We start from the raw sequence: 22,541 nt of genomic DNA on the forward strand, positions 1-22,541 counted from the left end.
ATCTGAGATCAGCGGAGGGTGAATCCTGTGCCCAGCGGGTCGCGCGGGTCCAGGCTGAACGTCGCCGTTCCGGTCCGGTAGGCCGCCCCGGCCACCTCGGTGACGACACCGTCCGGCGTCTGCGCGACGACGCGGCCGAGGAACGTCGTCCCGACGATCGAGTCGTGGCGAAGCGTCTGCCCCGGTCCGAGACGACCCTCGTCGTACAGCAGGGCCAGGCGTGCCGACGTACCGGAGCCGCAGGGGGAGCGGTCCGCCTCACCGTCGGCGAAGACCGCCAGGTTCCGCTGGTGCGGGCCGTCCTCGAGGTCGCCGAGATCGTCGTACAGGATCGTGCCGTACAGACCGCTGAGGCGCGGATCCGTCGGGTGTACGGCGACCTGGTCGAGCGCCCACTTGATCTCGCGGCCGATCGCGATCAGGCCGGCGTACGACGGCGGCGTGACGGACAAGCCGACCGACGACGCGGGCACCGACGCGTAGAACGCGCCGCCGTAGCTGATGTCCGCCAGCACCTCCCCGCGGGAAGTTGACACCGGCACGTCACGCCGCAGGACGTACGACGGAACGTTGCGGAAGGCAACACCGGAGTCGCTGACGTGGGCCGTCACCCGTCCGGACGGTACGTCGATGACGACATCCCCCGGCTGGACCAGACCGGTATCGACGGCCCAGGTCGCCAGTGCGATCGTCCCGTGCCCGCAGGCCGTCGAGTAGCCGTCCTTGTGCCAGAACACCACTCCGAAGTCGGCGCCGTCGTCGTCACCCGGAACGACGAACCCGCCGTACATGTCGGCATGGCCGCGCGGCTCGTTCACCAGCAGCTGCCGTACGGCGTCGATCGCCTCGGACGACTGTGCCGTGACCCGCCGGTCGGCGACGGAGTCGCCCGGGATCTCGACCGACGTCACGATCCGGAACGGCTCACCGGCCGTGTGATAGTCCACAATGCTGACCTCGTCCACGCACCAACCCTAAACATGACGAAACCGCTGCTCCCCAGGCGTTGGGGTAGCAGCGGTTCGAGCGACCTGGCAGGGTCAGGCGGCTTGCGGTACGCGGTTGCGGGCGGCCCAGACGGCGCGGCGCAGTTTGGCCTTGTCTGGATAGCCGGCCTCGCAGCCGATCACGTACACGTCGTGGCTGCGCATGTTGACCATGCCTGCCACGTACCAGACCGGGCTGCCCTCGGCCAGCATGGTGACGATCATGGTCCGGATGTCGGTGGTGATGTTCATTCTGACCCTCTCCTTTGGTCGCTCTCACTGATACGTCGAACCAAAGGCGCCGGATTCGACACCGGCAGAAAAAGAAAACGAAGCGCCCCGGTCGACGACCGGGGCGCTTGTCCGTGTGGGTCCCGGGGGGAGTGGGACCACCACACGTTGGGGGGGACCTCGACGGTAACCCCACCAAGGGGTCACGCCTGGTCGTTCCGTGGCACACCCGTCGCCGAACGGCAGCAGACCTGCGTTCAGCGGTTGTTGTGCCGCCGATACAGCGAAGTGGCCAGCACGACGGAGAACAGGAGTAGACCACAACACCAGGCAAGTGCGGCCGATCCGTTGTGCGCCATCGGCGTCCCGATCAGCAGGCTCCGGACGGTCTCGATCACCGGCGTGATCGGCTGGTGCTCGCTCACCGGCCGCAACCACGACGGCATCGACTCCGGCCGCACGAACGCGCTGCTCAGGTACGGCAGGAACAGCATGAAGAAGCTGAGCGTGCTGGCCGACTCCACCGACTTGGCGATCACGCCGAGCGCCGCCGCCAGCCAGGACAGCGCGACGACGTACAGCAACAACAGCCCGATCGCAGCCAGCCAGTCCAGCACCCCACCGACGGGGCGGAATCCCATCGCCAGCGAGGCCAGCACGACGATCGCGGTCGACATGGCGTTGCGCACGACACTCGCGACGACATGACCGGTCAGCACGGCGAAGCTGTGGATGGGCAGCGAGCGCAGCCGGTCGATCATCCCGTTGTGCAGGTCGTCGGCGACCACCATCGCGGTCGACGCGGCGCCGTACCCGGTGGTGAGCAGCAGGATCCCCGGGACGACGTAGTTCACGTATTCGGTGCCGGTGTTGATCGCGCCGCCGAACACGTAGACGAACAGCGCCATCATCAGCAACGGCAGCAGCAGCGACACGAACAAGGTGTCGACGTTGCGCCGTGCCAGCCGCACGCTGCGGTCGATCATGGTCACCGCGTCCGAGCAGGCGGCGACGACTCCTTGGTGTGACATCGGCAAACCCCTCAGGCGGTCAGTGCGAGAAACACGTCGTCGAGCGTGGGTCGGTGGGACGACACCCGCTCCGGTTCCAGCCCGTTGTCACGTAGTACGTCGAGCACGTGATGCAGATGCGCCGCCGTACCGTCGGACGGGATGTTCAGGATCAGCTGGTCGGCCACTCCGTCCAGTACGCCGGCGGCTTTCACGACCTGCGCCTCGTCGGCGAACGACACCGAGATCCGCTCGCCGCCGATCTGCGTCTTCAGCGCGTCCGCAGTACCGCCGGCGACGACGCGGCCGTGGTCGAGCAGCACGATCCGGTCGGCGAGCCGGTCGGCCTCCTCCAGGTACTGCGTGGTGAGCAGGATCGTCGTGCCGTCGCGGACCAGTTCCACGATCGCGTCCCACATCGCCGAGCGGCTGGCCGGATCGAGTCCGGTCGTCGGCTCGTCCAGGAAGATCACCCGCGGCCGCGCGATCAGGCTCATCGCCAGGTCGAGCTTGCGCCGCATGCCGCCGGAGTACGTCTTCACGCGCCGGTCCATCGCGTCGGTCAGGCCGAACTGGTCGAGCAGTTCGGCCGTCCGTTGCCGCGCGGTTCGCCGGCCGAGGTGCATCAGCCGGCCGACCATCACCAGGTTCTCCCGGCCGGTCTGGTTCTCGTCAACCGCGGCGTACTGCCCGGTCAGGCTGATCACGCCGCGCACGCGGGCCGGCTCGCGCAGTACGTCGTACCCCGCGATCGTCGCCGTGCCGGAGTCCGGGCGGGTCAGCGTGGTCAGGATCCGTACCGTGGTGGTCTTGCCGGCGCCGTTCGGGCCCAGCAGGGCGAGCACCGACCCCTCGGCGACGCTGAGATCCACCCCGGTCAGCACGTCGGTCGCGCCGTACGACTTCCGCAGGCCGGTCGCCTCGACGATCATGGCCCCCTCCTTACTGCGTATTAGGTACGCTAAATAGCGTAACAGGTACGCAGTATCGACTGGCAAGCCCTAAACTGACCCGGTGGACAACGACGAGTTGCCGGCCGACGTCGCGCTGATGTGGCGGCTCCGGGAGACGCCGCGGCGCGGGCCGAAGCCCTCGCTGACGCTCGACGACATCGTCACGGCGGCGATCGCGCTCGCGGACGCCGAAGGTCTGGCGGCGGTGTCGATGGCGCGGGTCGCGGAGCGGCTCGGCAACTCGACGATGGCGTTGTACCGGCACGTGAAGAGCAAGGACGACCTGCTCGTGATGATGTCCGACGCCGCCCTCGAGCGTCCGGAACCGATGCCCGAGGGGATCGACTGGCGGACCGGGCTGACGTTCTGGGCGGACGGCGTGCTGTCCGCGATCCGCCGGCACTCCTGGTACGCGAAGGTGCCGATCTCCGGCCCGCCGGCCGGCCCGAACAACCTCGCCTGGTTCGACTCCGCGCTCGGCGTGCTGAAGGACACCGGTCTGCCGGAGGAGGCCAAGGTCGGCGTGGTGATGGGCCTCATCACCTACGTGCAGGGAGAGATCCGGATGGCCTTCGACCTGGCGGCCGGCTACGCGGAGAACCCGGACGCCTTCCAGCGGTTCGGCTCGACGCTGCGGCGGGTCGCGGATCCGCGTGTGTACCCGGCGGTGGCGCGCACCGTCGAGGCCGGGGTGTTCGACGAGGTCGGGAGCTTCGAGGAGGACAACGAAGCCGACTTCGACTTCGGGTTGCAGCTCTACCTGGACGGCGTGGCGGCGTTCATCGACCGGGTCGGATGATCGCGTCGGCCGCCGGTGCGGTCGCGGCGATCAGCTGGGCGTTGCGTTCGTCCGAGCCGTGCGTCCGCTCGCGTGCCTCCTCGGCTGATCGGCCGAAGGCGCGATGCCTGGCCTCGAGTCGCGCGTGGCGGAGATCCTCGGGCACCTCGACGTACCAGCACTCGTCGAGCAGGCGGCGTACGGTCGACCAGGGCGGCTCGTCGAGCAGCAGGTAGTTGCCCTCGGTCAGGACCAGCGTGACCTCGGGCGCGATTCCGATGCTCGCGGCGATCGAGTCCTCGATGCCGCGGTCGAAACGCGGCGCCCAGATCTGCTCGTCCGGTGACTCCTTCAGCCGCCGCAACAGGGCGACGAAACCGAAGCCGTCGAACGTGTGCGGTGCGCCTTTGACGTCCGCGAGCCCAAGGTCTTCCAGCACCGACTGCGCGAGGTGGTAGCCGTCCATCGGGACGAGCGCGACCCGGTGACCGTCGGCCGTCAGCTTCGCGGCGAGCAGCTCGGCGTACGTCGACTTGCCCGCCGCCGGCGCCCCGGTGATCCCCAGCAGCTGCCGCCGCCCCCGCGTCGCCAACGCGACGGCACGGTCATAGGCAGCGGCTGCGTCCAAGGTCTGCACTCCCAGGATCCTAGGCGAGGTATCCGTCCGGGCGGACGAGAATCTCGTCGCCCGGCCGGGCGTGATAGATCGCGAACGCCTCCGGCGAGGAGATGTCGACGGTGTGCGGGTGGGTCGCCGGGGTGCTGGGGGAGAACCGCAGCAGAGTCTCGTGCGGGCCGCGGAACAGCTCGTACAGGCGCACCTTGTTGCCCTCGGTATCGATGACGGGCGCGTCGGGAGCCCGGTCGCCGGAGACCAGCGGCCGGGTGTCCGACGGGTCGCGGTACGAGATGTCCAGCTGGCGGGTGTTCTCGCCGCGCTCCAGCGCCGAGTCGTCGCCGTCGACGTGCTTGCGCTGATGTCCTGGCTGCTCCCGAGCACTGGCGGGGGGCGCACTTTGTGCACGGGATCCGTACGCCGCGGTGCCAGGCGGACGGATCTGGTGCACAAAGTCGACGTTCAAAGGGCCGAGCCCGGTGGCAGGGCGGGGTCTTTGGTGCGCTGCCCGGAGGCGGCCGGTCGTTGACGGCCTCGTTGTCGAGTCCAGCCGGAGATCCGCTGCTGGCACCGGCTCCCGGTCGGCGCTTCTAGTCCTCCGGAGGAGCCTCGGCGCCGTCGCGCTCGTCGCGCTCGGCCCACTCCATCAAGGTGTCGAGCGAGTAGACGTCGTCGTCGATCGTGGCGTGCAGGTCGCCGAGCTCGGCGTACCGCTGCGGGACCGTCCGGATCGTGAAGTCCTTCGGGTTCACGTCGTCGATCTCGTCCCAGCGGATCGGGGTCGAGACCGTGCCTTCGGGGTTGCCGCGGACCGAGTACGCCGAGGCGATCGTGTGGTCGCGGGCGTTCTGGTTGTAGTCGACGAACAGCTTCTTCGGGTCGCGGTCCTTGCGCCACCACGTGGTCGTCACGTCGTCCGGCGCCCGCCGCTCCACCTCCCGCGCGAACGCCAGCGCGGCCCGCCGTACGTCGGAGAAGCCGTACGCCGGCTCGACGCGGACGTAGATGTGGATGCCGCTGCCGCCGGACGTCTTCGGGTAGCCGACCGCGCCGAGCTCGTCGAGTACTTCGTGGACCGTGTGCGCGACCCGGCGGACCCGGTCGAACGGGCAGTCGGGCATCGGGTCCAGGTCGATGCGCCACTCGTCCGGCTTCTCGGTGTCGGCGCGCCGGGAGTTCCAGGGGTGGAACTCGACCGTCGACATCTGCACCGCCCACGCGACGTGGGCGATCTCGGTCACGCACAGCTCGTCGGCGGTCCGGTTGTACCGCGGGAACGTGACCCGGACCGTCTCCATCCACGGCGGCGCGCCGTGCGGCAGCCGCTTCTGGTGCACCTTCTCGCCCGAGACCCCCTCCGGGAACCGGTGCAACATGCACGGCCGCTCCCGCAGCGCGTTGACGATCCCGTCCCCGACCGACAGGTAGTACTTCACCAGGTCGAGCTTGGTCTCGCCGTGCGCCGGAAAGTACACCCGGTCCGGGTTGGACACCCGGACCGTCCGTTCCCCGACCTCCAGCTCGATCGCCGGAGACTTTCCCTTGGACTCGGCCATGACTCAAACTAACCGGCGCCGGGGACAATCGGCATCAGGTCAGGCGGGTGAGCCAGTTGCGGGTGTCGGGGATCCGGCCGTACTGCAGGTCGAGCAGCGTGCTGCGGATCTTGGTCGTGACCGGGCCGACCCCGTGGTTCACCGAGTGGTCGCCAATGGTCAGGTCGCCGTCGGGCCAGGCGACGCGGCCGATCGGGGTGATGACCGCGGCGGTGCCGGAGGCGAAGACCTCGGTGATCTCGCCGCTACGAACCCCGTCGCGCCACTCGTCGGCGGCGATCCGGCGCTCCTCGACCGGATGGCCGAGATCGGCGGCGAGCTCCAGGACCGAGGCGCGGGTGACGCCTTCGAGGATCGAACCGGACAGCTCGGGGGTGGCGATGTGGCCGTCGGCATACACGAAGAACATGTTCATGCTGCCCATCTCTTCGAGCCACTTGTGCTCGACGGCCTCGACGAACGCGACCTGATCGCAGCCGTTCGCCATCGCTTCGGCCTGTCCGGCCAGGCTGGCGGCGTAGTTGCCGCCGCACTTGGCCGCTCCGGTCCCACCCGGGGTGGCGCGGATCGTCGAGGTCGTGAGCCAGATCGAGACCGGCTTGGGGCCGGTGTCGAAGTACGGGCCGGCGGGGGAGGCGATGACGCCGAACAGCACCTCGTGCGCGGGCCGGACGCTGAGGACGGCCTCGGTGGCGATCATGTACGGCCGGAGATACAGACTGGTCTCGCCGTCGTCGGCCGACGGCACCCAGGCCTCGTCCACGGTCACCAGTGCGCGCAGGGCCGCGATGAACTCGTCCTCCGGCACCTGCGGCAGCGCCAGCCGCTCCGCGCTCGCGGTGAACCGCCTGGCGTTTCGGTCCGGGCGGAACGCCCACACCGAGCCGTCCGCGTGCCGGTACGCCTTGAGGCCCTCGAAGATCTCCTGCGAGTAGTGGAAGACAGCGGCCGCCGGGCTGAGCGACAGCGGCGCGTACGCCGTGACCTTCGCGTCGTGCCAGCCGCGGTCGAGCGACCAGTTGGCTACGACCATGTGGTCGGTGAACGACTGTCCGAACGCCGGGTTGGCCAGGATTGCCGCCCGGGCCTCCGCACTGGCCGGATCGGGGCGCAGCTCGACCGCGAAGTCCCACGCGTCTGTCATTACCGTTGTCCGCTGTTCACCTGTCACTCGCCGCACGCTACTCCCGCTGTCACCTCTGGCTCGAACCGATGCCCACACTTCGGCCACTCCGGTGCACCGGCCGCGCCAGCAGCCGTCGTAGCTCGGCCGCGCCGGGCTCTGCCTGCACGACGCGCAGCACCCGGTCGGCGGCGTAGTACACCAAGGTGTCGTGCCACTCGTCGGGCAGCTCGACTAGGACGCGGAGCGCCGTGGCCAGGCCTGCGGCGACCTCGCCGGCGGCGACAAGGCACTCGGCCAGGCTCAGGTCGAGACGGGCGCGCTCGCCGATCCAGCTCTCCGGACAGAGCTCTCTGGCGCGCTCGAGCAGGACGCAGCCCGCTATGCCGTACCCCAGCGCGGTGCAGACGCGTCCTTCGGCCCAATGCAACTCGTACGGCTGCTGTGCTTGTGGCGTTGCGCGCAGGACCTCGTCGCCGGCGCCGATGAGCTCCTGGAGCGCTTGCTGGGCCTCGTGAGTCCGGCCGAGCTCGGCGAGCACCAGCGCTCGCGCGGTCAGTGGCGCGAAACCGGCCGCGCGCGGTGCGTGTCGATCAAGCGCGACCGACTCGTCCGCGAGCTGCAGCAACTCCGTCAACGGACGCCGCTCGGCCAGGCCGATGATCGTCTCCCTGGCGCGCGCCACTGCCGGTAGCGGGCCGTCGCCGAGGCTGTCCGCAGTCGCACGGGCAGCCCACCACCACCGCCTCGCGGTGCTTCGCTCGTCCAGCCTGGTCAGGGTCTCGGCGATCAGCATTCCCAGCTCGGCTGCCTCCGCCTGGGCGGCGCCGTGCAGTTGCCGCACCAGGTCAGGGAGCAGCGAAGCCGGTGGCACGCTGCGGTGATCGCCGGGCATCGGGCCGCCGGCGCCGAGCGTCGCGGCCAGTCCGCGCCAGGCAGTCTCCAACGGGTCGGCCTCCGGCCGGAGCTGAGCCGCGCGGGCGGGCCTTCGCTCGAAGGTGGCGGACAGTCGGCCGCCGGTGCCGAGCTCCTGGTCGCAGAGTCGCGCCAGGTCCGCAGAGCCCGGCCGCTGCCCGCGCTCCACCTGTGACAGGTAGCTGTGGTCGTAGCCGACACGTGCTGCCAGTTGGCGCAGGCTCAGTCCGGCCGCCTGCCTGCACTGCCGCAGCAGCGGACCGATCGATGTCTCGATGGATGTCTCGGTGGATGTCTCGGGCACAGGATCACCCCGTTCGCGCTTCGAGCTCATGTGGTGCGTGCCGGACAAGTTACAAGCCCTCGCCGACAAAAACCGTGGAAAACAAGGGCATGTGGGCTGTGGGCTGTTCCCACAGCCCACAGCCCACACCTGTTGTGTGCACTGCGTTCTGGGCGAACCTGGGCAGGTGAACACGCTGCAGCGACAGGCTCGCCTCTTCCGTCTGGTCCGCCCCGCCGCCCCTGGCCCCCGGATGGTCGCGGAAGGCGCGGAGTGGTCCGATGGTGCGGTCGCGCTCAGGTGGCTCGGCCGCTGGTCGAGCACCTCGACCTGGGACGGCATCGAGTCCCTGCTGGCGGTTCACGCCGACGACGGCGACACCTGTCTGCACTGGCTCGACCCGCCGCCGGTCCGTCCCGCCGCACCGCCTCCCGAGGCGCCGGAGCGGGCGGTCTGGCTGCCTGCGCCGGCTCCTGACGGTCGCTGTTCACGGTGCGGCCGTCCGTGGCCCTGTCTTGACTGCGGCCCGTGAGACATCGTGTCCGCAATTACTTGACGCGGTTTAGTGTGAGGTGGTTTGGGTTGGGTCGTCGAGGGGTGATGCGGGTGGCGGACGGCGCGGTGGTGGATCCGCTGGACGAACTGGACGCTCAGGTCGCTCGGTTGCGGCTGGTGGCCGACGAGTTGCGGGAGGCTCGTGGGAAGCCGGTGCTGGACGGGAACCAGGTCGAGCTGATCGAGGACGGGCCGACGCTGCTCCGGGCCTACGAGGAGATGCAGTGCAGCTGCCGGGTCCAGGTCCGGGCGCTGGACCGCCCGCCGTACTCGGCACCGCCCGCGGCGCAGCAGAAGCTCGAGCTGGACCGGCTGGCCGACGGTCTGGTGTACCGGGCGATCTACGGGTTCGAGGTGTTCGAGTCCGACGAGGTGATGGCGCTGCTGCCGGAGCTGCGGGCCGCCGGTGAGGTCAGCCGGGTGCTGCCGCAGATGCCGATGAAGATGGTGCTCGGCGACGACAACATGGCACTGGTGGCGCTGACGAAGCGGGCGCCCGCGGAGTCGCACCTGCTGATCAGGTCGTCGGGTCTGCTCGACGGTCTGATCGCGATGTTCGAGATGTTGTGGGGCCTGGCCGTCCCGATGCCGGAGCTGGAGGCCAACGGTGACGTCACGGAGCTGCGGGCCCCGGACCGGGACATCCTGATGCTGCTGGCCGGTGGAGCCACCGACGACATGATCAGCCGGCGGTTGCGGATCAGCCCCCGGACGACCCAACGCCGGGTCCGCGCGCTGATGGATGCTCTCGGCGCGCAGACCCGGTTCCAGGCGGGCGTTCAGGCCGCCCGCCGGCGCTGGATCTAGTTGATCGTCACTACCGTCCCGGCCCGGTTCGGGAACTCGACGAAGCCGGTGGAGCGCCGGTCGGTCGGCAGGCCGGACCACGAGGCCGTCACCTGGAACGGCATGAACGCGGCCGGTGCCACCGGAGGCGTGACCTGCAGGTTGCGCGGGGACGAGGCCGTCACCACGTTGGTCTGCATGGTGTACTCCGTCGTGCTCGCGCCCGGCGGGTTGGACAGGGTGATCGCGAGCACGCCCCACACGCCCGGCGTCGGGGCTGGCACACTGGCGGACGCCTGGTTCGATCCGTCACCGACGAATGACAGCAGCTGCATCTGACCGTTGACGACCTTGTAAAGCACCAGCCAGATGCTGCCGGCCGGGTCCACGGTCTTGATGTTCCACTGGATCGCCTTGGTCTGCGACGTCGCGGTCACCGGGTAGTCGGGCAGATCAGCGTCCGCGGCACCGGCCGGCACCGCACCGGGCACCAGCGGAGCCGACACCACGCCGTACGAGCCGATCGGTACGCCGGCCTTGCCGACGGTGGCTGTGAACGAGGCGGAGCCGGACGCGCCGGAGCCGGACACAGCGGTCGGAGCGAGGACGGACGTCGGTACGACGACGATCGGGCTACGGACCGTTTTGCCTGCGCCCTGCCAGGTCAGCCAGCCGTTGGTCGAGGTGCCGGAGTCACCGGTGTCCAGGGTGAGCTTCACCGTGAACGTCTTGGTCTCGCCGGCCTTGGTGAAGTTCAGGATCGACGGCGTCACCACGGCTTTCATTCCCGGCACGGAGACGGTCGCGTGGTACAGACCCGGGGTCACAGCGGTCACCCGGCGGGTGATGGTCTGCGTACCCAACAGTTGGCCGACCGCGATCGACGGAGCGTTGTAGTCGCTCGGGTTGATGGCAGGTACGCCGGTGCCGGTCTTGACACCAGTGCCTTCCAAGTAGCCGAGCCAGTCCGTGTCACCAGAGTCGTAGACGAGGCCTGGGTCCAGCATCTTCGACGGCTGCACCTCACCGGCGCCGGCGTCGAACGGGTTGGTGTTGACAGCGCCGGTAGCGGTCAGCACGTTCCCGGCGGTCGTCATCAGCGCGGACTTGACCGCCATGGGCGACCAGTCCGGGTGCTTCGACAGGTAGAGCGCTGCCAGACCCGCGACGTGCGGTGCAGCCATCGACGTACCTGAAAGGAACGCGTAGCTCTGTCCGCCGTTGGTGGGCGGCGCGACCGCGGCCAGCACGTTCACACCCGGTGCGGCCAGGTCAGGCTTCAACAGGTTGCCGTTGCTCTGCAGCGAAGGTCCACGCGACGAGAAGTCGGCCATCTGCGGGTACGGCGTCGTCGTGCTGGTCTGGTTGCCCGGGACGAGCTCGGCGGTGGCGCCGGCCTGCGTGGCGTACGACTTCACCGACAGCGCCCCGGGGGTGTTGAGGTGCACGGTCGGTACGACGTGGGAGTCACCGACCACGTCCTGGTCGAACAGGTTGAGGAGCACCATTCCGACGCCACCGGCACGCTGCACCTCGGCGGACTTGTCCACGCGGGCACTGATACCGCGGTCGCAGGCGACGATCTTGCCGGCGGTCTTGGCCGGGTCGAGCGTGTTCGCCAGACAGATCAGTGCGTCCGTATCGCTCACGCCGTCCTTCTTGACCGCGACTCCGTTGACGAACGGCTTGCTGCCGGTCGGCGACGAGACGGTCGTGCTGACGCCGGAGTACTTCTGGCCGTTGCCGAGCACGACAGTCCCGTTCCAGGGCGCGACCGTGGTGGCTCCGACGGTGGTCAGCCACGGAGACGTGTTGTCGAGGGTCGACGCGTCCGGACCGGAGTTGCCGCCGGCCGCGGAGACGAAGACGCCGGCCGATGCGGCGGACAGGAACGCCAGCTGGATCGGGTCCGTGGCAGGGGACTCGAAGATCGAGCCCACCGAGTAGTTGATGACGTCGACGCCGTCGGCCACTGCCTGGTCGATGGCGGCGACGATGTCGGAGGTGAAGCCGCCTGAGTCGTTGGGACCCGTGCCGGACCACAGAGCCTTGTAGACGGCGATCTTGGCGGCCGGTGCGACGCCAGTGACCGTACCGAGGTCACGGCCGCCCAGCTGGACGTCGACGTCGGCACGGCCCGCCGCGGTGGTCGCGGTGTGGGTTCCGTGGCCCTCGCCGTCGCGCGGCGACATGTAGTCGGCGCGCCGCTCCGGCGGAACCACGCTCATCCAGCCGTCGCCGAAATACTTTGCACTGATCAGCTTGGTGTTGCACAGGTCGGCGGTGAAGTCCTCGCCGGTCTCGCAGCTGCCGGTAAAGGTGCTGCCGTCGGCCTTCTGCATGACGGTCGTCGAGCCCGACAGGTACGGACGGTACGGGTCGGTGCTCGTCGGCGGCTCGGTGCCGAGCTCAGGGCCGGACAGGGACGCGCTCTCGGGCCAGATGCCGGTGTCGACCACACCGACGACGACGCCCTGGCCAGCGGCCGCCGTACCGCCGAGCTTGTTCCACACGCCGCTCTGGCCGGACAGCTTCAGGAAGTCGGTGGGGTTGCGGTCGTCCAGGGCGACGTGCAACTGGTCGGGGACGACGGACACCACACCGGCGGTCTTGGCGAGCTGGTTGACCTGCTTCGAGGTCAATGCAGCGGAGAAGCCGTTCAGCGTGGTCGAGTAGTCCTGGTCGACCTTCGCACCGACCGTGGCCGCGACCTTTGCGTGCTTGCCTGTCAGGTAGGCGCGGTAGGCCTTCCCGCTGGTGCTGTTGACCTCGACCTTGCGACCTGCTGTCGGCTTGGTGGCCTTCAGCCCGGTCACGCCCCCTTGGTACGTCGCCAGCGGTTTGTCGGCCAGCGTCACGACGTACCGCCCGGGCGCGAAGGTGAAACGGCTGCTGCTGGTCGGCGCGTCCGTTCCGGGCGTCGCGGAGCCTGGTGGAGCCACCAAGGCGGTGGTGATCAGCGCGGCGCCTGCAAGCAGAGCGGCGCGCCGACGCAGGTTGGGATGGTTCACGTGATGCCTCCACGGCATGTAGTCCTGGCCGTGGCTGTAGCCCCGGCCGCCCGCCCCCGAGCTCGGACGCCGAAGAGCCTGCCAATCGACCGCCCCGACCACACGGTTTTGGCTTCAACTAGCCGCTGGCGAAAACCTGCCAGTCAGCGCACCGCGGTTGCCAGCAGGTAGTGCGCCTTGAGGCGGACTTCGCCGGTGGGGATGGTCCAGTCCTCCTCGATTGTTGTCAGGACGCGGTTGCGGACCTCTTCGAGGCGGCCGGCTTGTTCGAGGAGGGGGAGGGTGGCGATGCCGAGTGGGTGGGTGGCGATGCGGGTTTCCCAGTAGGCCTCGGCGGATGGGGCTACGACGTCCAGGGCGAGGGTTTTGCCGGAGAGCTCGAAGCCGTGCGGGGTGAGGAGGCCGGCGAGGGCGTTCGGGTCGTGCCACGTGAACTGGGGGCCGACGTTGCGGCCGGTGATTTCGCGGAGGGCGGCCAGGATGACGCCGACGAGTTGGCTCAGGACGCCTGGCTGCCAGGTGGTCAGGAGGATTCGGGCGGTCGGCTTTGCGACCCGGGCCAATTCGGTGAAGGCCGCGGCAGGGTCGGGGGTGAAGATGACGGCGAAGTTGGACAGGATCACGTCGGCCGACGCGTCCGCCAGCGGGATCGACTCGGCCGTGCCGTCGACGACCGTGAGGTCGCGGTCGAGGGCGGTTTCGGCGATGACTTCTCGGAGGCGGGCGGCCGGCTCGACGGCGGTGACGCGGGCCCCGAGGTCGGCCGCGAGCAGGGCGACGTTGCCGGTGCCGGCGCCGACGTCGACGACGTGCTCGCCGGGCTGAATGTTCGCCGCCGCGACCAGCTCCCGGGCCGCGGGCAGCAGATCCGCCGCAGTCGGCTCGTAGCTGCCCTTGCCCCAGTCGAAGTCGCTCACGGCGTCCACCCTAGGCCGGTTCCCGACAGCGTCGGATATCCGCCGCGGTGATGCATTGACCGGGAGTTATGGAGCATCTCTACTAAATGACTATGCGATGGCTTGCGGTGGTTTTCGGCGTCCTGCTGGCCGGCATTGTCGTTCCGGCGCAGGCCGCGAACATTCTGGCCAACCCCGGCTTCGAGACCGGCACGCTGGACGGCTGGTCCTGCTCCGGTGGTTCTGTCGTCGGTACGCCGGTGCGCAGCGGCACGCATGCTCTGAACGGTGCCGTGACCAGCTCCGACTATGCCCAGTGCAGCCAGACCGTGGCGGTGCAGCCGAACACGGCGTACACGCTGTCGGCCTGGGTGCGTGGCTCGTACGTCTACCTGGGCGTCACGGGCGGCTCGTCCACCTGGACACCGTCGGCAGCTAGCTACACCCAGCTGAGCCTGTCGTTCACCACGGGGGCGAGTCAGACGTCCGCACAGATCTATGTGCATGGCTGGTACGGCCAGCCGGCGTACCAGGCTGACGACTTCGCCCTGGACGGTCCGGGTGGTACGCCGGGTGCACCGAGCAGCCCTGGGACGCCGACGGTCACCAGCACGACGACCTCGTCTATCTCGCTGAGTTGGCCGGATGCCACGGGCGCTGTTACTGGCTACCGCGTCTACGAAGGCGCGTCAGTCGTGCAGACCAGCACCGGAACCACAGCCACCGTCAGTGGACTCCAGACATGCAGCAGTCACTCCTACGCGGTGACGGCGTACAACAGCGCCGGTGAGTCGGCCAAGTCGGCAGCTGTGACCGGCAGGACGGCCGGCTGTACGAGCACCGGGCTGGCGAAGCATGCGCTCATCGGCTACCTGCATGCGAGCTTCGCCAACGGGTCCGGGTACGTACGTATGGCCGACGTGCCGGACGAGTGGGACATCGTCAACCTGGCCTTCGGTGAGCCCACGAGTGTGACGTCAGGTGACATCCGGTTCAACAGGTGTCCGGCCGGCGAGTGCCCGAACGTGGAGAGCGACGCGGACTTCGCAGCAGCCATCAAGGCCAAGCAGGCCGCCGGTAAGAAGGTGCTGATCTCCATCGGCGGGGCCAACGGGCAGGTCCAACTGACCACCACCGCGGCCCGGGACGCGTTCGTCAGTTCGGTCAGCGCGATCATCGACCGCTGGGGCCTGGACGGGCTCGACATCGACTTCGAGGGGCACTCGCTCTCCCTGAACGCCGGCGACACCGACTTCCGCAACCCGACCACTCCGGTGATCGTGAACCTGATCTCGGCGCTGAAGACGCTGAAGGCGAAGTACGGCGCGGCCTTCGTGCTGACGATGGCGCCGGAGACGTTCTTCGTCCAGGTCGGCTACCAGTTCTACGGCGGCTCCAGCGGCGGCGACAACCGGACCGGGTCGTACCTGCCCGTCATCCACGCGCTGCGGGATTCGCTGACCGTGCTGCACGTCCAGGACTACAACTCCGGTCCCGTGATGGGGCTGGACAACCAGTACCACACCATGGGCGGCGCCGACTTCCACATCGCGATGACCGACATGGTCAAGGCGGGCTTCCCGGTGGCGAACACCGGCCAGACGTTCCCCGGGCTGCGCGACGACCAGATCGGTTTCGGGCTCCCGGCAGCGGTCAGCGCGGGCAACGGCTACACCGCCCCGGCAGCCGTGCACACGGCGCTCGACTGCTTGGTGAAGGGCCAGAGCTGCGGCGGCTACAGCCTCCGCGGCGGTCCTTCGCCAGGGTTCCGCGGGCTGATGACGTGGTCGATCAACTGGGACCACTACTACGACTGGGAGTTCCGGAACAGCCACGCGCCGTACCTCGACGCCCTGCCGTAGGCCGCCCCTCTCGTCCGGTTCGCGAATCAGCCCCTCGCGAACCGGACGAGGGCCTGTGGATTACCGATCCCTGTTTGTGGGGTTCCGCTGGTATGAAGGAGGCATGACAGCGTCAACGACCCGCTCGGTGATCCTCACCGTGGACGACGATCCCGGCGTTTCCCGGTCGATCGCCCGTGACCTCCGCCGTCGGTACGGCGAGGAGAACCGCATCGTCCGGGCGGAGAACCCGGCGCAGGCGCTCGACGCGCTGAAGGAGCTGAAGCTCCGGGGTGAGCCCGTGGCCCTGCTGCTGGCCGACTACCGGATGCCCCAGATGTCCGGCATCGAGTTCCTCGAGGCCGCGATGGACCTGTTCCCGCTCGCCCGGCGCGTGCTGCTGACGGCGTACGCCGACACCGACGCCGCGATCCAGGCGATCAACGTGGTCGACCTCGACCACTACCTGCTGAAGCCGTGGAACCCGCCGGAGGAGAAGCTCTACCCGGTGGTCGACGCGATGCTCGAGCTGTGGCGGTCGACCCCGGAGCCGTCCGGCGACGAGACCCGGGTGATCGGGCACCGCTGGTCGGCGCCGTCGTTCGCGGCCCGCGACTTCCTCGCCCGCAACGCCGTGCCCTACCGCTGGCTGAACGTCGACGACGACGAGGCCAAGCGGCTGCTCGACGCGGCCGACGTCGATGGGACGACGCTGCCGGTCGTGATCACGCCCGACGCCACGGTCATGGTCGCGCCGTCGGAGGCCGAGCTGGCCCAGAAGGTCGGTCTGTCGACAGCTCCGGCGAAGGACTTCTACGACCTCGTCGTGGTCGGCGGCGGCCCCGCCGGGCTCGGTGCGGCGGTGTACGGCGCCAGCGAGGGCCTGCGGACCGTGCTGGTCGAGCAGCTGGCGACCGGTGGTCAGGCCGGCCAGTCGAGCCGTATCGAGAACTACCTCGGCTTCCCCGACGGGGTGTCCGGTGCGCAGCTGACCGACCGGGCCCGGCGGCAGGCGGTCCGGTTCGGCGCCGAGCTGCTGACGACCCGCCAGGTCGTGGGGCTGGAGACGCTCGGCAACGCGCGCCGGTTGCGGTTCGCCGACGGGAGCGAGATCTCGGCGCACTCGGTGATCCTGGCGACCGGCGTCTCGTACCGGACGCTCCAGGCCCCCGGCGTCGACGACCTGTGCGGCCGCGGCATCTACTACGGCTCGGCGACCACCGAGGGTCCGGCCTGCGCCGGCGCCGAGGTGTACATCATCGGCGGGGCGAACTCCGCGGGTCAGGCCGCGGTCTATTTCTCCAGGCATGCCAAGCGTGTGCATATGCTGGTACGAGGACCATCGCTCACCGCGACGATGTCGTCGTACCTGATCGACCAGATCGACCAGATCGACAACATCGAGGTGCACACCTGCACGCAGGTCGTTTCCTGTATGGGCTCGGAGCACCTGGAACACCTCACCTTGCTGAACAGCGAGACCGGGGAGAAGCGCGAGGTGGACACGGAATGGATGTTCGTGTTCATCGGCGCGGCGCCGCGGACGGACTGGCTGCCCGGTGACCTGCTCCGCGACGACCGAGGATTCGTGCTCACCGGACCGGACCTGCCCGGCAGACCGCCGGGCTGGCCGCTGGAGCGGGAGCCGTACCACCTGGAGACGAGCATGCCCGGCGTGTTCGCTGCGGGTGACGTGCGGGCCGAGTCGGTGAAGCGCGTCGCCTCGGCCGTCGGCGACGGGGCGATGGCCGTGACACTGGTGCACCGATACCTGGAGATGCTCTGATGACCGACCAAGCGGTGAAGCGGCTGACGCCCGACGAGCTGCGCACGCTGTTCCTCTTCGAGAGCCTCGACGACGAGCAGCTCCAGTGGCTGTCCGACGCCGGGCATGTCGAGGACGTGCACGACGGGGTCGTGTTCAACGAGGGCGACGAGGCGACCTGTTGCTACGTGCTGCTCTCGGGCGAGCTGCGGCTGTGCAAGCGGTCGCACGGCGAGCTGGTGGAGATCAACCGCACCCGGCAGCGGGGCGTATACGCCGGTGCGTTCAACGCGTTCTTCGGTGCCGCCGACCACAAGTCGTACACGGCGACGATGCTGGTCACCGAGCCGTCGGAGTTCTACGTCATCAGCGCCGAGACCATGGCGACGATGATGAACACCTGGTTCCCGATGGCGGTGCACCTCATCGAGGGCTTCGTGATGGGCATGCGGCGGACCAACGAGACGCTCGGCGAGCGGGAGCGGCTGCTCGCCCTCGGCTCGCTGTCGGCCGGCCTGACGCACGAGCTGAACAACCCGGCCGCCGCGGCGGTCCGGGCCGCGGCGACGCTGCGGCAGCGCGTGTCCGGGATGCGGTCGAAGCTCGCGATGCTTGCCGACGGCACCCTCGACGCGACCAAGCTGCACCAGATCGTCGCGCTCCAGGACGACGCGGTCGAGCGGCTGGACAAGACCAAGGACAAGGACATCCCGCCGATGGAGTTGTCCGACCGCGAGGACACGCTGACGGACTGGCTCGACGACCACGACGTCCAGGCGAGCTGGGACGTGGCGCCGGTGCTCGCGTCGGCCGGGCTGGACGTGCCGTGGATGGAGAATGTGCTCGAGGTGGTCGGGCCGAAGTACCTCGAGGGCGCGGTGCGCTGGTTGATGTACACGATCGACACCGAGTCGCTGATGAACGAGATCGACGACTCCGTCACCCGGATCTCGACGCTGGTCGGCGCCGCCAAGCAGTACTCGCAGATCGACCGCGCGCCGTACCAGACCGTCGATCTGCGCGAGCTGCTGAAGTCGACGCTGGTGATGATGTCGGGCAAGCTGCAGGGCTACCAGGTGGTCAAGGACTTCGACCCCGAGTTGCCCGCGATCCCGGCGTACGCCGCGGAGCTCAACCAGGTGTGGACCAACATCATCGACAACGCGGTGAGCGCGATGGGCGGATCCGGGACACTGACGCTGCGCACCCGCCGCGACGGCGGCTACGCGGTCGTCGAGATCGGCGACACCGGGCCGGGAATCCCGGAGGAGATCCGGCGCCGCATCTTCGAGCCGTTCTTCACCACGAAACCGATCGGCGAAGGCACCGGCCTGGGCCTGGACATCTCCTGGCGGATCGTCGTCAAGAAGCACCACGGCGACCTGCGCGTCGAGTCCGAGCCGGGCCACACGGTCTTCAAGATCGTCCTCCCACTGGAGCCCGAGCGCGAACTCGAATCGGACCCGGCACTGCTGTCCTGAGCCGCGAACCGGAGACAGGAAATGGTGGGTGGGACGTGTTATTACCTGTCTCGGCCCGCCAGTTCTGGTCTCCGCCTGGCTGATCCCCGGTCGTGGCTGGTGCGGGTCAGCGGAGGGCGGTGCCTTGAGAGTGGGTGAGCAGGGTCAGGTCTTCGCGGGTGGGGAGGGATTCCCAGTCGCCGTACGCCGTGACGCAGAAGGCGCCTGACGTGGTGGCGCGGGTGAGGCGCTGCTCAGGGGTGAGGTTGTCGAGGGTCGCCGACAGGTAGCCGGAGACGAAGGCGTCGCCGGCGCCGATGCTGTCGACGACGGTTACCTGAAGCGCGGGAGCGTGGATGGTGCCGTCGGCAGTGTGCGACCAGGCGCCCTTGCCTCCGGCTGTCACGACGACGGTTTCGACGGTGTTCAGCAGGTCGGCGACCGGGTCGTCCGCGTCCGTGAGGAGGTCGAGTTCGTCGTCCGACGCGAAGACGGTGTGGACGTGGGGGAGGAGTTCGCGCAGCGCGGTGGCAGCTGAAGCGCGGGACCACAGCCGGGCGCGGTAGTTCACGTCCAGCGAGACCCTTGCGTTGGTGGCGCGTACGGCGGCCAATGTCGCGGCTCGCGCCGAGGAAGACAGGGCCGGCGTGATGCCGGTGACGTGCAGGAGGCTCGGCGCCAGCTCGGCGACGGCGGCCGTGGTCTCGTCGGCGGTCAGTGTGGAGGCAGCCGAGCCGCGGCGGTGGTAGCTGACGCGGGTGATGTCGTGCGACGGCTGGTCGAAGGCGATGAAGCCGGTGAACGCCTCGTCGGAGAACCGGATCCGGGTGCGGACGTTCTCGGCGCGGAGGGTGCGCTGGATCAGCCGGCCCGGTTCGTCGTTGCCTACGGCGCTGAGCCAGGTGACGTCGTGCCCGAGGCGTGCGACGCCGATCGCCACGTTGCTCTCGGAGCCGGCGATCGACAGGTGCGCGTCCCCGCCGAGCCGCATCGGGCGCGCGGTCCGCACCGAGACCATCGTCTCGCCGATGGTCAGCAAGTTCGTCATTCCACTACTCCGTTCACTACTCCGCGACATCCCCGAAGGCCGATCCGCTTCGGCACCCGTCACATTTGCCTGGTCCACCAGCCAAATGCCGGGTTGTGCACCGGTATTCAGGGTGCAGAACCCAGCATCTCCCTGGTCAACCAGGCAAATTGGCTGGGCAACCAGGCAAATGGGGCGGGGTGGGGTCAGATGTTGAGTTCGGTACGGAATCGGCTGGCGCGGATCGACAGCTCCGAGAGTGAGCCGCCGGTGCCTGCGTCGCCGAGCAGGGGGGAGCCGACGCCGACTGCGAGCGCCCCGGCGGCCAGGTACTTCGGGGCCGACTGGGCGTCCACGCCGCCGACCGCGATCAAGGGCGCGTCGGGAAGGGGAGCCCGGAGCTCTGAGAAGTAGCCGGGGCCGTACACCTTGGCCGGGAAGATCTTGACCGCGGTGGCGCCGAGGTCCAGCGCGGCGACGACCTCGGTGGGGGTCAGGGCGCCGCACAGCAGCGGCAGGCCGAGCTCGACGGAGCGGTGCGCGCCGCGGGTGATCGCCGGCGTAACGGTGAAGTCGGCCCGCGCGGCGGCGACCTCGTCGGCCTGCTCGGGGGTGACGACCGTGCCCGCGCCGATCAGGATGTCCGGGTCGTACTGCGACCGTGCCCGGGCGATCGCCTCGACCCCGCCCGGTGTGGTGAGCGAGACCTCGAGGGCGGTGACGCCGGCCTCGACGAGGGTCTGGACGCAGGCGAGCGCGGTTTCCGCCCCGTCGGCGCGGACGATCGCAAGCAGTTTCCGGCTCCGGAGTTCTCCCAGCAGGTCCATGTTCTCCAACCTAGGTGATCAGCGTGGACATAGGACGTCCCATGAGGTCTGGCGTGGACGCCGAATGTGTGGCTAAATTTCGAAGTGAACAACCGCCCCGTTGTTTACTTTCAGGAGGCATCCGCTCATGCCTAAGCTCAAAGCCCTCGTGACGGCGCTCGCTCTGGCCGCGCTCGTCGTCCCGGCAGCGCCCCCCGCCCAAGCCGCCGTGACTCAGACCGTGCTGTTCGACAAAGGGGACGCCGGGTACGGCTGCTACCGCATCCCCGCGATCGTGAAGACCAAGGCCGGGACGCTGCTCGCGTTCGCCGAGGCCCGCCGCGCGTGGTGCGCGGACTCCCAGGAGATCGACCTGGTGATGCGCCGGTCCGAGGACGACGGCCGCACCTGGTCGGCGACGCAGACCGTCCTGTCCGGCACCGACATCGACCCGAACGCGGTCGCCACGCGGGGCAACCCGGCGCCGATCGTCGACTACGAGACCGGCCGGATCGTGCTGCTGAGCACGATGGACCCCGGGACGACGAGCCGCCCGCGCACGCCGTACGTCCAGGTCAGTGACGACGACGGGAAGACGTGGAGTACGGCGCGGAACATCGGCGACCAGATCGACGACCCGGCCTGGGGCTGGTACGCGACCGGCCCCGTGCATGGCATCCAGCTGACCCGCGGCGCCCACGCCGGCCGCCTCGTCGCCGGCACCAACTACGACAACGGCGCCGGGCAGAACGCGGGCCAGCTCGTGTACAGCGACGACCACGGCGTGACCTGGCACAAAGGTGCGACCGATCTGCGGTCGGACGTCACGCCGCAGGAGATCAGCGTCGTCGAGAAGGTCGACGGCGGTGTGTACGCCGGTGCGCGCAACAACGCCGGCACGTCGGGCGCGAGCCGGATGGCCGCCGTGAGCAACGACGGCGGCCAGACGTTTTCCGCGCCGTTCGCCACGATCGCCGGACTGACGACGCCGGTCGTCCAAGGGTCGCTGCAGCGCCTCAAAGCGGTTGACCGGGGCGACAAGTACAACCGCATCCTGTTCGCCGCACCGGCCGATCCGGACCGCCGGCGGTACCTGACGATCCGGTCCAGCTTCGACGAGGGCAACACCTGGCAGACCGTTGCCGAGGGGACACGAATCACCGGTGACTGGTCGGGCTACTCGGACCTGGCGATCCTCGACACCGGCGAGATCGGCCTGCTGTACGAAGGCGGTTCGGTCGACGCACGCGACCAGATCCGCTTCGCGCGCTTCACCGAGAACGACATCGGCCACCCGGACGCGCCCCTCGGCCCGACCACCCCGGACGTCTCGGGCTACGGCAACGCCAGCTACCTGCGCGGTGGGACGACGGCAGTGACCGGCAAGTTCGGCCAAGCGCGAGATCTGGACGGTGTCGACGACGCGATCCAGCTGCCGTTCGCCGAGTCGCTGGCGACCAACGCGGGTGACTTCACCGCGATGGCCTGGATCAAGTACGGCGCGAGCACGGCGAACCAGGCGATCTTCTGGGCCTACGGGATCAACGAGTTCTCCCAGTTCTGGCTCCGCGCCGAGCCCGCGGACAGTCGTATCCGCGGCCTGATCACGACCGGCGGCGCCACGGCCGCCGTACAGACGACGAAGGCCTACAACGACAACGCCTGGCACCACGTCGCTCTGCAGCGCAAGGCCGGCACGCTCTCGATCTGGGTCGACGGCACCCAGGCCGCGAGTGTCACGGCGCCGACCGGCTCGGTCAGCCCCGGCCTTCCGTTCCAGATGTACGTCGGGCAGCGCCTCGACGGAGCACACCACTTCGACGGCTCGCTGGACGAGGTCCGCATCTACAAACGCGCTCTCACCGCGACGGAACTCAACACTGTCCGAACCGCCAACAGCACGAGCGTGCCCGACGTCGTACTCGATCTGCCGCTGGGGTGAC

At 69.1% G+C, this 22,541-nt stretch carries 20 protein-coding genes; 7 read left to right on the forward strand and 13 right to left on the reverse strand.

Translation table 11 applies throughout. The features are described from left to right. Positions 1-8: 8 nt before the first annotated feature. The 4 genes from ABZX12_RS29970 to ABZX12_RS29985 form a co-directional block, all read right to left on the reverse strand. The gene (locus ABZX12_RS29970; RefSeq protein ID WP_355698569.1) at positions 9-965 is read right to left on the reverse strand and encodes a proline racemase family protein; all 957 of its coding nucleotides are present in this window, start codon (positions 963-965) and stop codon (positions 9-11) included. Between the two features lie 75 nt (positions 966-1,040). Continuing rightward, positions 1,041-1,238: a hypothetical protein gene (locus ABZX12_RS29975; protein ID WP_355698571.1), complete on the reverse strand. Its 198-nt coding sequence runs from the start codon at positions 1,236-1,238 to the stop codon at positions 1,041-1,043. A gap of 236 nt (positions 1,239-1,474) precedes the next feature. Continuing rightward, on the reverse strand, positions 1,475-2,248 hold the full coding sequence (locus ABZX12_RS29980) for an ABC transporter permease (RefSeq protein WP_355698573.1): 774 nt from the start codon (positions 2,246-2,248) through the stop codon (positions 1,475-1,477). An 11-nt stretch (positions 2,249-2,259) separates the two neighbouring features. Continuing rightward, positions 2,260-3,159: an ATP-binding cassette domain-containing protein gene (locus ABZX12_RS29985; RefSeq protein WP_355698575.1), complete on the reverse strand. Its 900-nt coding sequence runs from the start codon at positions 3,157-3,159 to the stop codon at positions 2,260-2,262. 82 nt (positions 3,160-3,241) lie between these two features. On the opposite strand from ABZX12_RS29985, the gene ABZX12_RS29990 reads away from it, so the two are divergent. After that, on the forward strand, positions 3,242-3,979 hold the full coding sequence (locus ABZX12_RS29990; RefSeq protein WP_355698577.1) for a TetR/AcrR family transcriptional regulator: 738 nt from the start codon (positions 3,242-3,244) through the stop codon (positions 3,977-3,979). On the opposite strand, the gene ABZX12_RS29995 is transcribed toward ABZX12_RS29990, so the two are convergent. From ABZX12_RS29995 to ABZX12_RS30015, 5 genes are all read right to left on the reverse strand, one after another. Then, a complete protein-coding gene (locus ABZX12_RS29995) occupies positions 3,960-4,595 on the reverse strand; it encodes a nucleoside/nucleotide kinase family protein (RefSeq protein WP_355698579.1) in 636 nt (211 codons plus the stop codon). The two genes, ABZX12_RS29990 and ABZX12_RS29995, sit on opposite strands and share 20 nt — an antisense overlap. 10 nt (positions 4,596-4,605) lie before the next feature. Further along, a complete protein-coding gene (locus ABZX12_RS30000) occupies positions 4,606-5,025 on the reverse strand; it encodes a hypothetical protein (protein ID WP_355698581.1) in 420 nt (139 codons plus the stop codon). 139 nt (positions 5,026-5,164) lie between these two features. Beyond that, a complete protein-coding gene (ligD, locus tag ABZX12_RS30005) occupies positions 5,165-6,130 on the reverse strand; it encodes a non-homologous end-joining DNA ligase (protein ID WP_355698583.1) in 966 nt (321 codons plus the stop codon). Between the two features lie 34 nt (positions 6,131-6,164). Beyond that, a complete protein-coding gene (locus ABZX12_RS30010; protein WP_355698585.1) occupies positions 6,165-7,274 on the reverse strand; it encodes a branched-chain amino acid aminotransferase in 1,110 nt (369 codons plus the stop codon). Between the two features lie 49 nt (positions 7,275-7,323). Then, positions 7,324-8,472, reverse strand: coding sequence for a helix-turn-helix transcriptional regulator (locus ABZX12_RS30015; RefSeq protein WP_355698587.1), 1,149 nt, complete (start codon positions 8,470-8,472; stop codon positions 7,324-7,326). 166 nt (positions 8,473-8,638) lie between these two features. Between ABZX12_RS30015 and ABZX12_RS30020 the strand changes: the two genes are divergently transcribed. Both ABZX12_RS30020 and ABZX12_RS30025 read left to right on the forward strand, forming a co-directional pair. Further along, the gene (locus tag ABZX12_RS30020; protein WP_355698589.1) at positions 8,639-8,983 is read left to right on the forward strand and encodes a hypothetical protein; all 345 of its coding nucleotides are present in this window, start codon (positions 8,639-8,641) and stop codon (positions 8,981-8,983) included. Positions 8,984-9,033: 50 nt separating this feature from the next. Further along, positions 9,034-9,813, forward strand: coding sequence for a hypothetical protein (locus ABZX12_RS30025; RefSeq protein WP_355698591.1), 780 nt, complete (start codon positions 9,034-9,036; stop codon positions 9,811-9,813). Here the strand turns inward: ABZX12_RS30025 and ABZX12_RS30030 are convergent. Then, positions 9,810-12,803 carry a S8 family peptidase gene (locus ABZX12_RS30030; RefSeq protein ID WP_355698593.1) on the reverse strand — a complete coding sequence of 998 codons (2,994 nt, stop codon included), beginning with the start codon at positions 12,801-12,803 and terminating at the stop codon, positions 9,810-9,812. The genes ABZX12_RS30025 and ABZX12_RS30030 overlap by 4 nt on opposite strands. 143 nt (positions 12,804-12,946) lie before the next feature. Beyond that, positions 12,947-13,720 (reverse strand): methyltransferase domain-containing protein, encoded by a 774-nt coding sequence (locus tag ABZX12_RS30035; protein WP_355698595.1) that lies wholly within the window; start codon positions 13,718-13,720, stop codon positions 12,947-12,949. Between the two features lie 92 nt (positions 13,721-13,812). Here ABZX12_RS30035 and ABZX12_RS30040 point away from each other — a divergent pair, with 92 nt between their 5' ends. From ABZX12_RS30040 to ABZX12_RS30050, 3 genes are all read left to right on the forward strand, one after another. Beyond that, positions 13,813-15,561, forward strand: a complete 1,749-nt coding sequence (locus tag ABZX12_RS30040; protein ID WP_355698597.1) for a glycoside hydrolase family 18 protein — start codon at positions 13,813-13,815, stop codon at positions 15,559-15,561. 103 nt (positions 15,562-15,664) lie between these two features. Next, complete coding sequence (locus ABZX12_RS30045) at positions 15,665-17,326, forward strand: FAD-dependent oxidoreductase (RefSeq protein WP_355698599.1); 1,662 nt, start codon at positions 15,665-15,667, stop codon at positions 17,324-17,326. After that, on the forward strand, positions 17,326-18,786 hold the full coding sequence (locus tag ABZX12_RS30050) for an ATP-binding protein (RefSeq protein ID WP_355698601.1): 1,461 nt from the start codon (positions 17,326-17,328) through the stop codon (positions 18,784-18,786). The genes ABZX12_RS30045 and ABZX12_RS30050 overlap by 1 nt, the downstream gene beginning before the upstream one ends. A gap of 106 nt (positions 18,787-18,892) precedes the next feature. On the opposite strand, the gene ABZX12_RS30055 is transcribed toward ABZX12_RS30050, so the two are convergent. Beyond that, positions 18,893-19,813, reverse strand: coding sequence for a sugar kinase (locus ABZX12_RS30055; protein ID WP_355698603.1), 921 nt, complete (start codon positions 19,811-19,813; stop codon positions 18,893-18,895). A 185-nt stretch (positions 19,814-19,998) separates the two neighbouring features. Continuing rightward, positions 19,999-20,619, reverse strand: coding sequence for a bifunctional 4-hydroxy-2-oxoglutarate aldolase/2-dehydro-3-deoxy-phosphogluconate aldolase (locus ABZX12_RS30060; RefSeq protein ID WP_355698604.1), 621 nt, complete (start codon positions 20,617-20,619; stop codon positions 19,999-20,001). 127 nt (positions 20,620-20,746) lie between these two features. Between ABZX12_RS30060 and ABZX12_RS30065 the strand changes: the two genes are divergently transcribed. Continuing rightward, complete coding sequence (locus ABZX12_RS30065) at positions 20,747-22,540, forward strand: sialidase family protein (RefSeq protein WP_355698606.1); 1,794 nt, start codon at positions 20,747-20,749, stop codon at positions 22,538-22,540. Position 22,541 lies beyond the last annotated feature (1 nt).

The organism is Kribbella sp. NPDC003505 (genome assembly GCF_040610875.1).
Taxonomy (GTDB): Bacteria; Actinomycetota; Actinomycetes; order Propionibacteriales; family Kribbellaceae; genus Kribbella.